Annotated in this window: 14 protein-coding genes; all 14 read left to right on the top strand. The window is 42.2% G+C overall.

The genetic code is table 11. The features are described from left to right. The first annotated feature begins 243 nt into the window (after positions 1-243). The 14 genes from FLL46_RS27885 (at position 244) to FLL46_RS20565 (ending at position 16590) form a co-directional block, all read left to right on the top strand. On the top strand, positions 244-534 hold the full coding sequence (locus tag FLL46_RS27885; RefSeq protein ID WP_142933241.1) for an exodeoxyribonuclease VII small subunit: 291 nt from the start codon (positions 244-246) through the stop codon (positions 532-534). 43 nt (positions 535-577) lie between these two features. After that, positions 578-1468: a (2E,6E)-farnesyl diphosphate synthase gene (gene ispA / locus FLL46_RS20625; RefSeq protein ID WP_142933240.1), complete on the top strand. Its 891-nt coding sequence runs from the start codon at positions 578-580 to the stop codon at positions 1466-1468. Positions 1469-1535: 67 nt separating this feature from the next. Next, positions 1536-3386 (top strand): 1-deoxy-D-xylulose-5-phosphate synthase, encoded by a 1851-nt coding sequence (dxs, locus tag FLL46_RS20620; RefSeq protein WP_142933239.1) that lies wholly within the window; start codon positions 1536-1538, stop codon positions 3384-3386. Positions 3387-4030: 644 nt separating this feature from the next. Beyond that, a complete protein-coding gene (locus tag FLL46_RS20615) occupies positions 4031-4819 on the top strand; it encodes an SDR family oxidoreductase (RefSeq protein WP_168204264.1) in 789 nt (262 codons plus the stop codon). Positions 4820-4908: 89 nt separating this feature from the next. Then, on the top strand, positions 4909-6351 hold the full coding sequence (locus FLL46_RS20610) for an aldehyde dehydrogenase (protein WP_142933238.1): 1443 nt from the start codon (positions 4909-4911) through the stop codon (positions 6349-6351). A 211-nt stretch (positions 6352-6562) separates the two neighbouring features. After that, entirely contained in the window at positions 6563-7174 is a 612-nt protein-coding gene (locus FLL46_RS20605; RefSeq protein WP_142933237.1) for a LysE family translocator, read from the top strand. Positions 7175-7265: 91 nt separating this feature from the next. Beyond that, complete coding sequence (locus FLL46_RS20600; protein ID WP_142933236.1) at positions 7266-8759, top strand: FMN-binding glutamate synthase family protein; 1494 nt, start codon at positions 7266-7268, stop codon at positions 8757-8759. A gap of 196 nt (positions 8760-8955) precedes the next feature. Continuing rightward, entirely contained in the window at positions 8956-9363 is a 408-nt protein-coding gene (gene maoP, locus FLL46_RS20595; RefSeq protein ID WP_142933235.1) for a DUF413 domain-containing protein, read from the top strand. A gap of 238 nt (positions 9364-9601) precedes the next feature. Continuing rightward, a complete protein-coding gene (locus FLL46_RS20590) occupies positions 9602-10405 on the top strand; it encodes an acyltransferase (RefSeq protein WP_142933234.1) in 804 nt (267 codons plus the stop codon). Between the two features lie 17 nt (positions 10406-10422). Beyond that, on the top strand, positions 10423-11349 hold the full coding sequence (locus FLL46_RS20585; RefSeq protein ID WP_142933233.1) for an alpha/beta hydrolase family protein: 927 nt from the start codon (positions 10423-10425) through the stop codon (positions 11347-11349). Positions 11350-11726: 377 nt separating this feature from the next. Further along, entirely contained in the window at positions 11727-12263 is a 537-nt protein-coding gene (locus FLL46_RS20580) for a hypothetical protein (RefSeq protein WP_142933232.1), read from the top strand. Positions 12264-12532: 269 nt separating this feature from the next. Next, positions 12533-13894 carry a c-type cytochrome gene (locus tag FLL46_RS20575; RefSeq protein ID WP_142933231.1) on the top strand — a complete coding sequence of 454 codons (1362 nt, stop codon included), beginning with the start codon at positions 12533-12535 and terminating at the stop codon, positions 13892-13894. Between the two features lie 201 nt (positions 13895-14095). Next, positions 14096-15913, top strand: a complete 1818-nt coding sequence (locus FLL46_RS20570) for a cytochrome c oxidase subunit I (protein ID WP_142933230.1) — start codon at positions 14096-14098, stop codon at positions 15911-15913. After that, the gene (locus FLL46_RS20565; RefSeq protein WP_210418770.1) at positions 15910-16590 is read left to right on the top strand and encodes a cytochrome c oxidase subunit 3; all 681 of its coding nucleotides are present in this window, start codon (positions 15910-15912) and stop codon (positions 16588-16590) included. Before FLL46_RS20570 ends, FLL46_RS20565 begins: the two co-directional genes overlap by 4 nt. Positions 16591-16592: the final 2 nt, after the last annotated feature.

Genomic DNA, 16592 nt, shown 5'->3' with positions numbered 1-16592 from the left:
AGCAAGTCCCATGTTTATCAACAACTGCAGATTTCGAGAGAAGTCCGGTTTTTCTCAAAACTGTCACGCTGATAACCAATGATTGCGTGACAAAAAACGCTTAAACCGAAGCCCTGGCAGTCACTTAAACAGTCAGATAATGTTGGCTTGCCGCTCATTGACTCAATTTTGCATGTTTAATATTCCTTTCAACAGTGAAATGCGAGACAATAACGCCCCATTTTTAAACACGAGTGTATTCTGATGAGCGAACAGGCCAATGTCGCTGACAATAGCCCCGAAGCTAAAAAGAAAAGCAAAGCGGGTAAAGGCACTAAAAATGAGACTTTTGAAGACCAATTAAAGAAATTGGAAATGATTGTTGAAAACCTGGAAAAAGGGGAATTGCCGCTGGAAGAGTCTCTTTCTCAATTTGAGAAGGGAGTAAAACTCACGCGCGAATGCCAGCAATTGCTGAATCAAGCTCAACAGAAGGTTGCGATACTGACACAGGGTGATGAAGGTGAGCAGCTGCAAGAGTTTTCAAAAGATTAAGCCTTAAAACCGATATAAACGATTATCAGAAGAATTATTAAATATGCCGCATCGCCCTTTTCTTAAACTCACTCAGCAACGTGTACAAGGGCTCTTAAATGAGTTTCTTCCTAAGGAAACTCAAGCACCTCAAAGGTTACACCAGGCAATGCGCCATTCCGCTTTAAACCCGGGTAAAAGGCTGAGGCCTGCGCTTGTGTATGCGACGGGCGAAATGCTAGGTGTTGAACGCTCGCTGTTGGACATCCCTGCGCTGGCTGTTGAACTGATCCATGCTTATTCGTTAATTCATGATGATCTTCCCTGCATGGATGATGATGATTTAAGGCGAGGCATACCAACTTGTCATATTGCATTTGATGAAGCGACAGCGGTTTTGGCTGGGGATGCATTGCAAACATTAGCTTTTGAAATACTTTCCAGTGAGCCGCGTTTAAATATATCTGCGGAATCTCGTTTGCAAATGCTGACTGAGCTCACCAGGGCTAGTGGTTCTCTCGGAATGGGCGGCGGTCAGGCGATTGATCTGGAAATGACCGACAGGGAAATTGACCTTAAGACACTTGAGTCGATGCATCGTATGAAAACCGGGGCATTGATTGATGTTTCAGTTAAAATGGGATATCTCGCCAGTGATCTGCGTGACGAAGAGCTAATGGGCTTGTTAGGCGTTTACAGCCAGAGCTTAGGGTTAGCCTTTCAGATTAGAGACGACATTCTTGATATTGAAGCGGATACAGAGACTTTAGGTAAACCCCAAGGGTCTGATCAAGAAAAAAATAAGTCGACTTTCCCGGCACTGCTTGGCTTAGAAGGCGCCAAGCTTCATGCTAGCAAGTTGGTCGACAGGGCATTAGATGCCTTGCATCAGATACCCTATAACAGTGATAATCTAGCCGCGTTTGCGCAGTACATTATTCAGCGCGAGTATTAGATTAAGAAATTAAAAAAAGCTTAGTGTTGAAAGCCAAAGCTTATGAATCTGTAGATTAAGATAAAATATGTTATGTACCCCAGATAAATACCCAAATTTAGCTCATATCAATTTGCCGGAAGATCTTCGCGAACAAGCGCGAAGTGACTTACAGACAATTGTTGATGAGTTAAGAGCATTTCTAATTGAGTCTACCAGCCAATGTGGTGGACATTTTGCTGCTGGCTTGGGAACTGTCGAATTAACGGTTGCCTTACATTACTTATTCGACACTCCAATCGATAAGATTATCTGGGATGTCGGCCATCAAGCATACCCCCACAAAGTATTAACCGGACGAAAGGAAGAACTTATTTCGATCAGGCAAACCGACGGTCTTCACCCTTTCCCCAGTCGATTTGAAAGTGAGTATGACTGTTTTGGCGTTGGTCATTCCAGTACCTCGATTAGCGCGGCGTTGGGCATGGCGGTCGCTGCCAAGGCGAGTGGAGACGAAAGACGATTCGTTGCTGTCATCGGCGATGGTGCCATGACAGCGGGAATGGCCTTTGAAGCACTCAACCATGCTGCCGATTTAGATGCCAACCTGACCGTTATTCTAAACGACAACGATATGTCGATTTCAGAAAACGTAGGGGGGTTAAATAATTATCTGGCGAAGGTGCTATCCGGTAAATTTTATAGTAGCGTCAAAGAAGGCGGTAAAAAAGTTTTACAAAACATGCCGACCATTTCCGAGTGGGCCCATCGTGTCGAAGAACATATGAAAGGTATGGTATTACCTGGAACGCTTTTCGAAGAACTGGGTTTTAACTATATTGGACCTATCGATGGTCACAGCCTGCCAACATTACTGACCACAATCGGTAACATAAAAGCGTTGAAGGGGCCGCAGTTGCTTCATGTGGTGACCCGCAAAGGCAAGGGTTTTGAGCCTGCCGAAAAAGACCCGATTAAATATCATGCAGTCCCGGTTTTTAATCCTCAAGATAAAGAACTTCCACAAACCAAGAAGAAACTCACTTATTCGAATGTGTTCGGTCATTGGCTGTGTGATATGGCTGCTCAGGATGAAATGCTGATGGGGATTACACCGGCAATGCGAGAAGGTTCTGATCTCATTGCCTTTTCCAGACAATATCCTGAGCGTTATTTTGATGTGGGAATTGCTGAGCAGCATGCCGTGACATTAGCCGCAGGCATGGCGTGCGAAAATGCGAAACCCGTATGTGCTATTTACGGTTCTTTTTTACAACGGGCTTATGATCAGTTAATTCACGATGTTGCGCTACAAGATCTCGATGTTTTATTTGCGATAGATCGAGGCGGAATTGTCGGCGGTGACGGAGCAACTCATCACGGTGCGTTCGACTTAAGCTATTTACGTTGTATTCCAAACATGGTTGTCATGACGCCAAGTGATGAAAGAGAGTGTCGTTTAATGTTGTCAACCGGTTATTATCATCAGGGGCCGGCAGCTGTGCGTTATCCTCGTGGTGCAGGCGTTGGTGTTGAAGCGGGCGATGATCTGGAAACTATCGAAATTGGCAAAGCGGTCATTAGAAGAGAGGGGCGTGATACGGTGTTGCTCGCTTTTGGTAGTTTACTCCAGGTAGCGCTAGAAGTGGCCGAAGAAATTGACGCGACAGTCGTTGACATGCGTTTTGTAAAACCGCTAGATGCAGCGATGATTACCCAGATGGCTGATATGCACCAGCGCATGGTGACCCTTGAAGAGAATGTGATAGCAGGTGGAGCTGGCAGTGCGGTGGGCGAGTTTTTGAATGCCAACGGAATTAATATTTCGGTGTTGAACCTGGGGCTTCCTGATCGTTTTGTCGAACATGGTGAGCCGGTCGATCTGTTAGCCCGCTGCGGACTGGATAAGGCAGGCGTCTTAAAAGCGATTAAAGGTTAGCTATCATCCCGTCCCAGGTTAACTAATAAACCTGAATTCGGGATAAGACCAACCATCCAGCACAAGTCTTTTAGCGGCTCTCTGCGTTGAATTTGCTACTAATAGCTGGCTATTACCACGCAAACTCGCCTTGATATCCGCTAAAAGACTTGCACTGGCCGATTTTCCGCCTCGCCTTTTACTGCCTGTCTTTAACGATAGGTTAGTAATGTCTTAAAATCTAAACGTTTTCTGGCTGTTCTTATCCCGAGTTCAGGTTAATAAGCTATTCAGGGCTTTTCTTGGCCTGAATAGCTGAATCTTCAGAATTTTCACCTACTTTATCAATAGATCTTTATTGTTCTCTCTGGACGCTACGGTATTCCGGGACGTTAAGGAGAGAACACAATCCTTGTTTTGGTCAAGAACTAAGCAAATACAACGCCGCCCTCGGCTGGTGGGAGCGACGATCTCATTGATGCAGCTGGATCAAGAATGCTGACTATTGATACCTAAGTCTGCCTGCTATAAAGTGACCTCTATCTTTTTCTCACCATGGTGCGATTGACGGCTGAAACTGATTGAGAATTGGTCGAAACTAAACACTCTTGGTCGTAGAAAAACTCAAATCAAATAATAGAATGCATGATTAAATGGGCGAAATTATGAACTTAGATTTACAAAATAAAAACGCACTTGTTTGCGGTAGTTCCCAAGGTATGGGTAAAGCCATTGCTGTTCAACTGGCAAAAATGGGGGCTAATGTGACTTTGTTTGCACGTAATCTCGAAAAGCTCAATGAGGTTAAAGCTGAACTCGCCAATAATGGAACGCAGCAACATAGCGCTATTTGCGCGGATTTTAGCGACACTGCTGCGGTTGCCGGGGCGGTAGACGAGCAATTGAAAGTCGTTTCTGAATACCATATTTTAATTAATAATACCGGCGGCCCCGCGCCTGGCCCGGCGAACTCCGCCGAAAACGAACAGTTCCTGGCGGCTTTTAATCAACACTTGATTAACAATCATCAAATTTCACAGAAACTAATCTCAGGAATGAAAGCGGCTGGATTTGGTAGAATTATTAACGTGATCTCTACCAGCGTAAAGCAACCGTTGCCGAATCTTGGTGTTTCAAACACCGTGCGCGGAGCCGTTGCCAGTTGGGCTAAGACGATGGCTAACGAGCTGGGCCAATTCAATATTACAGTGAACAATGTCCTGCCGGGTGCGACAAATACGGTTCGTCTTGAAGCGATAATTAAAAACAAGGCGGCCAAAAAAGGTGTCAGTATTGAAGCCATGGAAGAGGAAGAAAAATCGATTATTCCAATGCGTCGATTTGGTGAAGCTGAAGAGTTTGCTAATGCGGTCGCGTTCTTAGCGTCACCAGCTGCGGGTTATATAACCGGCGTTAGCTTACCAGTTGATGGTGGCAGAACCAGCTGTCTTTAATTCTGCGCGAAAGATAAAGCACTTATGCGTGCTCGAGTCTGTCATCATCAATATTGTTTATTTCAGAAATAACATTTCGGGTATTAACGATGCAAAAAATCGAAAACTATATTAACGGTGAACTGGTAGCGCCGCAAAGTGGTGAGTATCTTGATAATTATGAAGCCGCCACAGGAAAAATTTATTCTCTTATTCCTCAGTCCAATCAGCAAGATCTCGAGCTAGCAGTCGAAGCAGCACAGGCCGCGCAAAAGGAATGGGCAGAAATGCCCGCTGAGCAACGCTCCAATTTACTTTTAAAACTGGCTGACGCGATTGATAGCGCGAGTGATGATTTGGCTAGAGCAGAGGCAATCGACAATGGTAAGCCGATTACTTTTGCCAAAGCGGTTGATAGTTATCGTAGTGCAGCTAACATTCGCTTTTTTGCGAATGCTGCCACCCAGTTTGCCAGTGAGTCGCACAGTATGGGAAGCGTCGGCGTTAACTACACACTGCGCGAACCAATTGGGATTGTTGGTTGCATTTCTCCGTGGAATTTACCGTTGTATTTATTTACCTGGAAAATTGCCCCGGCACTGGCGACTGGAAATTGTGTTATTGCTAAACCCTCTGAAGTAACTCCGATGACCGCATATTTATTTTCAAAACTTTGTATTGATGTTGGTATCCCGAAAGGAGTTATCAATATTTTACATGGTACCGGACCTTCGATTGGTGGGCCGATTGTTGAACATCAAAAAATTAAAGCTATCAGTTTTACTGGCGGTAGTGCAACCGGTAAACACATTGCTTCAATTGCGGCTCCGATGTTGAAAAAAACTTCGCTGGAGTTAGGCGGAAAAAATCCGACTTTAGTTTTTGCCGATTGTGATTTTGAAAGTACGGTAAGCGAAGTGGCACGCGCGGCTTTTTCAAACCAGGGACAAATCTGCTTATGTGGTTCGCGAATTTATATCGAACGGCCTATTTACGAAAAATTTAAACAGGCATTGGTAGCCAAAGTTGAGAAGCTTCGTATTGGTGATCCTTTGGATGAATCAACCCAGCACGGCGCGCTAGTTTCCAGATCGCACATGGAAAAGGTGCTGTCGTATATTGAATTGGCGCAGCAGGAAGGCGGTGATATTTTATGTGGTGGAAAACAGGTTTCTGTTCCCGGCCGATGTGAGGAAGGATATTTTGTAGCGCCGACAGTGATTGAAAATTTGCCATTGGCGTGTCGTACCAATCAGGAAGAAATTTTTGGGCCGGTTTGTACACTGCAGCCTTTTGATAGCGATGATGAAGCGATTAGTCTGGCCAATGGAACAGAGTATGGTCTGGCAACGTCTGTTTGGAGCAATAATATTAAGCGCTGTCATCGACTTTCTCGCGAGTTAGACTTTGGCATTGTCTGGCTTAATACCTGGTTGCTACGCGATTTGCGGACGCCATTTGGTGGCGTAAAATCTTCAGGCGTTGGACGCGAAGGCGGTCTGGAGGCAATGCGTTTTTTCACCGAAGCAAAAAATGTCTGCGTAAAATATTAATTTTTTCGATTGATTACCGAATTTTGAATGCCACTTATTACTAAGTGGCTTTACTTTTTTACTTCGAAAATTTTTCTGGCTTTTCTTATCCCCAACTCAGGTTAAGTAAAATTAATTTAACTGGAAAAATAAGAAAATAATTTATCTCTGTAACAAACTTTGCACTTCACGCCTCTAGATAGGTGAGGTGAGAGAAGGTTAATAAAACTCAATGCTCAACGAATTTATTTTGCTCAGTATTGCTCACATCATTGCAGTTGCTAGTCCTGGAGCTGATTTTGCTGTTGTTCTAAAAAATACGCTACGAACAGGCAAGTCGGCAGGTATGCTTACTGCAATAGGAGTCGGTTGCGGAATTTCAGTACATCTGATTTACACTTTGTTAGGGATAGCAATTATCCTGCAGCAATCAGAAACATTATTTACAATAATTAAGGCCGTTGGCGCATTCTATTTATTGTGGTTAGCGTGGCAAGCATTTCATTCTCGCGCCAAACAATCGACAACTGAGTTTGAGTTTCAACCCGTTGAAATTGGTTCATTTCAGGCATTTAGACAAGGATTTTTAACCAATGTTTTTAATCCTAAAGTCACGGTATTTTTTTTGGTTTTGTTTACCAATATTGTCAGTCCGACTACGCCGATGTTATTTCAAGGGCTCTATGGTCTTTGGCTGGTTTTGTACACCATACTCTGGTTTGTATTAGTGGCCTGGATATTCTCACGAAAAGTTGTACTAAACTGGTACGATACCCACGGTCATTATATTGATTGGGGAATGGGAATTTTTCTCACCTTTATCGCAGTAAAGCTGCTTTTTTAAAGAGGTTTTTATCAAAAGAATGCTATTTTTAATTAGTTGTTTTTAAAAAGGACTTCCTTTTATAAAAATAACAAAATCGGGAGGAATTCAGATGCTTTCACAGGAAACTCAAACGGCGCTGGCAGTTTTTTTTCAATGGGCTGCACTTTTATTTGTCATTGCCGTCGGGATCGGAGTGGCGACTATTTTAGTCGTTTATGTATTCGACCGATTACAAACAACTCATGCGGTAAAACGTAATTATCCGGTAATAGGACGATTTCGTTATTGGTTTGAGCACCTTGGTGAATTTTTCAGACAATATTTTTTCGCCATGGATCGAGAAGAGTTACCATTCAATCGGGCACAACGGAGTTGGGTTTACAGGGCTGCAAAAAACATTGATAACACAATAGCATTTGGTTCCACCCGTGATACCAGGAAGGTCGGTAATGTTCTCTTTGTTAACTGTCCTTATCCAACAATGAAAAAAGATGCGGTCTCGCCCAGGCCGGTCACTATTGGTGAAAACACTCGTCATCCATGGACAACCAGTTCGTTCTTCGGGGTCTCTGCAATGAGTTTCGGCGCTATTTCTGAGCCTGCAGTAAAAGCACTTTCTTATGGCGCGGCGAAAGCCGGAACTTGGTTGAATACTGGCGAAGGTGGCTTATCCCCTTATCACCTGAAAGGTGGTGCTGATATTGTTTTCCAAATTGGTACTGCTAAATATGGTGTCCGCGATGAGGAAGGTAATTTGAATGATGACAAGCTCAGGGAAGTGGCGGGGCACGAACAAGTCAGATTATTTGAAATTAAACTTTCTCAAGGTGCAAAACCCGGCAAAGGTGGAATATTACCGGGAGAAAAAGTGACCGAAGAAATTGCTAAAATTCGAGGTATTAGAGTAGGTGAAGATTCGATCAGTCCAAATAGACACCCTGATATTAACAGTAATGAAGATTTGATTAATATGGTGAATCATGTTCGAGAGGTCACTGGCAAACCTGTCGGGTTTAAGGCGGTGGTCGGTTCACCAGAATGGCTTGATGACTTAATGTTGTACATTAACGAGAGAGGTGCGGAATGCGCCCCGGATTTTATTACGTTAGATAGCGCTGATGGCGGCACCGGCGCAGCGCCAATGACGTTGATGGATGATATGGGGCTCACCATTCGAGAGACTTTGCCAATGTTAATCGATGCATTACATCGACATGGGCTTAGAGAGAGAATCAAAGTGTTTACTTCCGGCAAAATGGTCAATCCGGCTGATGTCGCATGGGCTTTGTGTGTCGGCGCTGACTTTTGTAATTCGGCTCGTGGTTTTATGTTTGCACTTGGCTGTATTCAGTCACTGCAATGTAATAAGAACACCTGTCCAACCGGAATTGCGACTCACGATAAAAAGCTTCAAAGAGGTTTGGTACCAAGAAACAAATCGGAAAGAGTCGCTCATTATGCCAAAAATATGATGTATGCGGTTGGCATTATCGCGCATTCTTGTGGCGTCAAAGAGCCGCGAGAATTGGGTCGGCAGCATGCGCGAGTCATCTGTGATAATGGCCTTTCCGTGGGGTTAAATGACCTGTATAAGGGAAGTTGAAGGTGTTAAGAGAAGGCCTGTTCCCTGGTTAACCTTTAAGTCTAACAACACTCGCACAATCAGAAATGGGTTATTAAAAATGCCGTTTTAGTGCGAGTTCTTTGTATCTTCAAAGTTGTCATAATCAGTTCAAAAAACAAGCGTATTTTAACCGACAATTCAGATCCGATATTTGTTTTGGTTAGGAGTACGCTTTATGAAAACGAGATTAGAATGGCTTAGCAAGCGCTTTTATGATTCGAAAAAATTCCCTTATGGCTTTTCTCGAAGTGGTGTTTTTTCAGTCACTCAAAGTGAAATATTAGAGTCTAAGGGGAACCTCCTTCAGGCATTAATTAACAACCAGGTGATCGATCCCGACGAAAAAGATTTGGCGTTTGTTAATGCGATACGACACGGTAATATTAATTTTAATTTGGAAACCCTTGTCTGGTTTAAGTACCTAAACTACCAGCGTAAAATTTTATCTGTCACCGATACATCTTTAGAAACCAGGATTACTATTGGTTCAGACCAATTATCTGAAATCGGCAACATTGAACTTCCTGTGGTGGAATGGAATGAAAATGAGTTAGCAGACAGTGAGCTTTTAGAAGCGAGTTAACTGGCTGTTAACTCATAGCGCTGAATCAATATAATTCAATCTATTATTCAACTTTTTTGCGCATATTTAATCTCACGTTGAGAATTTTATGTTGATTTCACGTCAATATCACCTTGTTTCTATTGGGCATTGAGTTTTTTTTCTATACAATAAAATCTTTAAGGTAAAGATTTCCGTCATTCTATGTATGTTCAATAAGGATAATAATCGAACTGAATAAGGAAATTCAGGAGACAATATGCGCAAACTTTCACGACTTAATGTTAAAAAGTCTTCCAAAGTAAATCAAGCTGTTCGCGCCATTCGCGGATTCAACAACATCATCCAACATCAACAAGCTACATTTTCAAACGTCATTTTTAATATCGTCGGTGATCATAATTTGATTTTAATTCACCCTGGCGCGTATTTGAATAATGTCAGCTTTAATATATATGGTGATCATCACAAAATAATTATCGGGCCTAATTGCCGTTTTAATGAACGAGGCAGTATTTGGGCAGAAGATAACAATTGCTTGATCTCTATTGGACAAAACTCGACTTTTGAAGGTGTGCATTTTTCCGCAACAGAGCCAGGGTCGAAGCTAATCATTGGTGAAGACTGTATGTTCTCATACGATATTGATGTGCGTACTGGAGATTCTCATTCCGTATTATGTAAGGCTACCGGGGCGAGAACCAATTTTGCCAAAAACATTGTATTCGGTGATCATGTGTGGGTTGCTTCCCATTGCATTTTTACCCGTGGCGCAAGTGTTTCCAGCAACTCGATTGTTGGTACAGGATCTTTGGTGAATAAAGCATTCGATGAAGAAAATGCTTTAGTTGCAGGTCGACCGGCAAAGATACTCAAACGAAACGTTGAGTGGCTAAGAGAAAGAGTTTACGATAAACAAGTAATCACTGAACTGCCATCGCAAAGGATAACCGGAGAGCAGTTAATTCGGCAGCATACTGTAAAGAAAAAGGATTTCAAACGAAAGGAATTTGTACCTGAGCAATTTATCGCTGATAACCAGATAAACAAAAAAACTGGATAAACAGGTCCTGAAAAATTATGCATAGAAAATTTGATTGTATCGTGACGCTTATTATTTGTGTCGCGACTGGTTTTTTAGGCGCTACAACGATAAGTCTTGATGCAAATGCTGAAAGTAGCAATTACGATCCTGTCACAATGGATTTAGTTGACATTGACTCTGTATATCCACCAGCATTTTTTGAACTTTTTATTCCGGTTGATAAAGATAAACTAACTGGTTTCATGCTATCGGCTAATGGCAAAGGGCCACATCCAACCATTGTGTTACTTCATGGTTTACCTGGAAACGAAAAGAACCTCGATCTAGCTCAATCGTTACGCAGAGCAGGTTTTAATATTTTATTTTTTCACTATCGAGGTTCTTGGGGGAGTGAGGGAAAATACTCATTTACTACACTGCATGAAGATGCCCTGGCTGCCTTTAAATTTCTAAAAGAAAATGCTCAGCGCTACCGAGTCGACGCGGAAAAAATTTCAGTTGTTGGACATTCTTTTGGTGGTTACGCTGCATTAAGAAGTGCAACTAACGAAAAATCATTAGCCTGTGTGACCGCTCTTTCTGCAGCAAATCCAGCAGTAATCGCGAAAAGTGAGCGGGTCAATCCAGACTCAAGACGTTATATTGGAAACTATATTGATCAATTGATTATGTTAGATAGTTTCTCAGGTGAATCTGCGGCAATGGAATTGGTCAAACACCAAAACAAGATGGACACTCGAAATTATGGTGAGAAACTTCGCGGAAAGAATGTGCTCCTCATTGTGGGGGAAGAAGATACCGTCACCCCGCCAAAGTTGCAAAAAGAAAACTACGCGCGTTACTCAAAAATAAATGGGTTGAATGTTACCGCCAAATTTATCCCCGGTGATCATGCTTTTTCAACATCACGTATTCAAATGCAACGACTTGTCGTTAACTGGATGTCAAATCACTGCCGTTAACCAATGAGTTTGAACTCATGGCATCGTTTATGCATTGAATTATTTTTACTGACCTTTTAAGTCGCTCTGCAAGTTCTCATTATCTCGATAATCTATGATTTAGAATAAAAATGTGATTTTGGTGTTTTTATCCAGAGCTTGAGCCTCACAAAATTTCATTGATAGTGCTAATGCCTCTTGCCCATTGTATTTTAAGGAAAAAATAGTCTTTTCTAAAATTTTCGGGTTTTATTTGTCCGCGTTTTCCTAATGATAAATTGTCTATTTAATGAACATTATGCTATGTTAAAAGTTGTAGTTGGTATTTTAAAAAGGAGCCTAAGAAGCCCATGTAGTTAAAATAATTAGTCATAATAGTTTCTCAATTATGGAGAAAAATGATGAAGTGTTTTTATTATCTTTCACCTACTCTAGACATTAGTAAACGTGTATCAGACGACCTACACGAAGCAGGACTTTTAGATTGGTACTTACATGTCGTCAGCAAAGATGAAGCCGGTCTAAATCAGAAGCATATCCATTCAAGTAATTATCTTGAAACATTAGACTTGTTTCGAGGAACCACAATCGGCGGAATAATTGGTTTTGTTTTGTCTTTGATTCTTATCGGTCTAGCCGTCAAATTTGAGCCATTTGGTTTTCCTCTCTCTAATACTATTTATTTTGTCATCGTCCTTTTCTTTACCTTGTTCGGTATTTGGGAAGGGGGATTGTATGGCATTGATAGTGAGAACAAGAAAATAAAACCTTTTCACGATGATATTGAAGCAGGAAAGTACCTGGTTTTAGTTTATGCGGCTAAAGAGCAGGAAGAAGCTATCAAGAAAATGATGGCGGAAAAGCATCCTGAATCAAAGTTAGTTGCAACAGATAGACATTTTGTTAATCCGTTTTCAAAGTTAAAAGTCGTGTAGTTTTGTTATTAATACGTATTTAAGTTTTAGCAACTGCGATTACTTAAAAATAAATGTTTCGAGCTTGACCCAACTCGTTTGATATCAGTGGCAGCACCATTGTTGTTTTTCTTGTCGGTGCCCCCAAGTTATTGTTCGAAATTGATTTAAATACTGGATAAAAATACTGGTCATTGTTGAGTGTCTTACCCTGTTGTTATCACACCGCGACCAATGGCTGACCAAAAAATTAAAAATCGCAGTTAGAATAACAAAGGAATGCATCGCCTATGAAGATTGCAATTGTTCTTATCATTCTGGTAGTGGGATCGGTTATTTTTCACTTTGTTAGTCCCTGGTATTTTACGCCTATTGCGTCAAACTGGGGAACAATCGACGATACCATTAACATCACTTTCTGGGTGACCGGGATCGTATTTGTCGCGGTAAATTTATTTTTAGCTTACGCCGTTATTCGCTATCAAAAAAAGAAAAATACTAAAGCGCATTACGAACCTGAAAATAAAAAACTAGAGCTTGGACTCACTGTTTTTACGACAGTGGGCGTTGCCATTATGCTGGCACCTGGTCTATTTGTATGGGCTAAGTTTATAGAGGTTCCTGAAGACGCTCATGTGGTTGAGGCTGTTGGCCAACAATGGCAGTGGACTTTTCGCTTTCCCGGTAAAGATGGTGTTTTAGGAAAAACAGAAGTTGCCCATATCACACCTGCAAATCCTTTTGGTATTAATCCGAAAGATCCCGCAGGGCGAGATGATATTTTAATTAACAGCAATGAGGTTCATCTACCGAAAGATAAACCTGTGAAAGTTGTGCTCCGTTCTAAAGATGTTTTGCACAACTTCGCCGTGCCGCAATTTAGAGTCAAAATGGACTTGGTTCCTGGGATGGTAACTTATGTCTGGTTTACGCCCATCAAGGAAGGTTCCTTCGAAATTTTATGTGAAGAATTGTGCGGGCTAGCCCATCACACCATGCGTGGCAGGGTAGTCGTTGATAGTGTTGAAGATTATCAAGCCTGGCTTAATCGCCAGCCTACTTTTGCGCAGACTTTAAAAGTCGCCGAGGGAAATCCCGAACAGGGAAAAGCTTTGTATGCTGTATGTGGTGCTTGCCACGGTCAAAATGGAGAGGGAAATCTGGCAATGAATTCACCCAATTTGACCAGCTTGCCAGAGTGGTATCTGGTCAGACAGTTAGAGTATTACAAAAAAGGGATCCGCGGTGCACATAAAGATGATCCGCTCGGTCAGCAGATGGCAGCTATGGCTGGAACCTTAGCGAACACTAAGTCAATCAGAGATGTTGCTGCGTACATTAGCACGTTTAGCGATTCTCCTGCAGACAAGACTGTTGAAGGCGATCCTTCAAGTGGTTATTCCTACTATGTTACTTGTGGAACGTGCCACGGGAAAGAAGGAGAGGGGAACTTTGGATTAAGTGCACCTCAATTAGTTGGCCAACACGATTGGTATATAAAGCGACAGCTTGAAAACTTTAAACAAGGGATTAGAGGAAAACATCCAGATGATCAATTTGGATTTCAGATGGTGTTGATGGCTAGAGTTTTACAAGACGAACAAGCTGTCGATGATTTGATTGCCTACTTGAACAGTTTGAATGATAAATAAGTTTGGATGTTCAATATCTAGCTGTTCTATAGAAGTATTGAGTTAAACATAGGAATTAAGAGTTTTAGTTGAAAGTAGAGGTAAACCGAGTGGAGTTGTCAGGTTAAATACGATTGATATCAAACGTCGATTGAATTGAAAAATAATTGGTATCAATAAATCACATAAAGACCAGAAGTTTTTATAGAAAGGGGATTATTGATGACACACATAGCAATAGCTGATCAGCCCGAGGAAGAACTTCACGAGCCGAGCAGCTTTGTGACGAAATATATCTGGAGTCAGGATCACAAAGTCATAGCCATTCAATATAGTATCACCGCAATTTTTGTTGGCTTGGTGGCATTGGTTTTATCAGGTTTGATGAGACTACAACTTGGGTTTCCAGACAGCTTTTCATTTATTGATCCAAGTGCTTATCTACAGTTTGTCACCATGCACGGAATGATCATGGTGATTTATCTGTTAACGGCCCTGTTTCTTGGTGGGTTTGGTAATTACCTGATTCCCTTGATGATAGGCGCCAGAGACATGGTATTTCCATATCTCAATATGCTGAGTTATTGGGTTTATCTACTCGCTGTGATTGTACTAATGGCAAGTTTTTTTGTGCCAGGTGGCCCCACGGGAGCAGGGTGGACGCTTTATCCTCCGCAAGCCATTCTGGAAGGAACGCCCGGCGCCGGTGGTGGAATATTATTGATGCTGATTTCTCTCGCGATTTTTATCGTGGCATTTACCATGGGCGGCCTTAACTACGTTACTACCGTATTACAAGCTAGAACAAAAGGTATGACTTTAATGAGAATGCCTTTGTCGGTTTGGGGAATTTTTATTGCGACTATCTTAGGGCTGTTGGCGTTTCCGGCTTTGTTAGTTAGCGCCATAATGATGTTGCTAGATATGACTGTCGGCACCAGCTTTTTTATGCCCGCTATTGTTTCGCTAGGTGAGCAACTGGATTACTCTGGCGGTAGCCCGATCTTATTTCAACACCTATTCTGGTTTTTCGGACACCCTGAAGTTTATATTGTGGCTTTGCCCGCATTCGGTATTGTTTCCGATGTATTGAGCGTTCACGCGAGGAAAAATATTTTTGGCTATCGAATGATGGTGTGGGCCATTGTTATTATCGGCGGCCTGAGTTTTATTGTTTGGGCCCATCACATGTATGTGAGTGGCATGAATCCTTATTTCGGATTTTTCTTTGCAACCACGACCTTGATCATTGCCGTTCCCACGGCGTTAAAAGTTTACAACTGGGTGCTCACTTTGTGGCGCGGCAATATTCACCTGACAACAGCGATGCTATTTGCAATCGGTTTTATTTTTACATTTACCCACGGCGGGTTAACCGGGTTGTTTTTAGGTAATGTGGTCATCGATTTACCTCTATCTGATACTTATTTTGTGGTGGCTCACTTTCATATGGTCATGGGGGTTTCACCGATAATGGTATTGTTTGCTGCAATCTACCACTGGTTCCCAAAAATTACCGGCAAGCATCTCCATACTGGTTTAGGGAAGGCGCACTTTTGGGTGACTTTTTTAGGTACCTATGCCATTTATCTGCCGATGCACTACCTCGGATTTTTGGGTGTTCCTCGACGCTATTACGCGATGGGAAGTACCGAATTTGTTCCTGACTCTGCACAAGATCTTAATGCGAGTATTACCGTTTCTGCATTGATTGTCGGCGTGGCGCAATTGATCTTTATTTATAATGTGATTCGGAGTTTGAGAAAAGGTGAAAAGGCAGAAAGCAATCCCTGGGGAGCAGCATCACTTGAATGGCAAACACCCGACACGCCACCTAAGCATGGTAACTGGGGACCAGCGCTGCCGGTAGTTTATCGATGGGCTTACGATTACAGTGTACCCACGGCTAAGCAAGATTTTATTCCTCAGAATATGTCCGAAGAAGAGGTTGAGAGGGTTGATGATAGCGAAACAAGCTCGACTGAAGGTGGTGAAGATGTCAAAAATATTGGTGATGAACCAGTGGGAGATAATCCATGAAGATCTTCCGCACACTTTCGGAAAAACCCTGGATACCACATCCAGCTGGCTCAGAATTTTTAGCGAAAAATTATCAAAAAGAAATTTTTATTGGTCGAACGGCGTTACGATTTTTTATTTCCGTTGTGTCGGTTATCTTCTTTTTATTTACCATTACTTTTTTAACCCGATCACAATTTCCTGATTTCCAGGCGCTAGCTGGTGAGCCCTGGCAACCGCTTTCTGATGCCAGTCACTTATGGTTGAACACTGGGGCCTTGTTAATTAGTAGTATTGCGCTCCACTGGGCACATGTTTCTGCCCGGAAAAATCAACTTAATGGTGCGATTGCGAGCGTGATGATCGGCGCTTTTTTTGCTTTGCTATTTTTGCTGGGGCAAATCCTGGTGTGGAAGCAATTAATTGAGCTGGGATATTACGTGGCATCGAATCCTGCGAATAGTTATTTTTATTTATATACCAGCGTTCATGGATTACACCTGCTAGGCGGTTTATTTGCGCTTGCTTATGTGACTTTGCAGTTAATGAAAAAAAATTCACTTGTAACTTTTAGTTCCAGTGTAAGGCTTTGCGCGGTCTATTGGCATTTTCTACTGATTTTGTGGCTATTTCTTTTTGCACTGTTAACGAGTAGCACAGATACCATTAACATCATTGCACAACTGTGCGGTTTTTAAGG

This window comes from Aliikangiella coralliicola (assembly GCF_007004725.1).
In the GTDB taxonomy this organism is placed as follows: domain Bacteria; phylum Pseudomonadota; class Gammaproteobacteria; order Enterobacterales; family Kangiellaceae; genus Aliikangiella; species Aliikangiella coralliicola.
The sequence above is the reverse complement of the archived record's forward strand: the minus strand, read 5'-3'. Positions and strand labels throughout refer to the sequence as shown.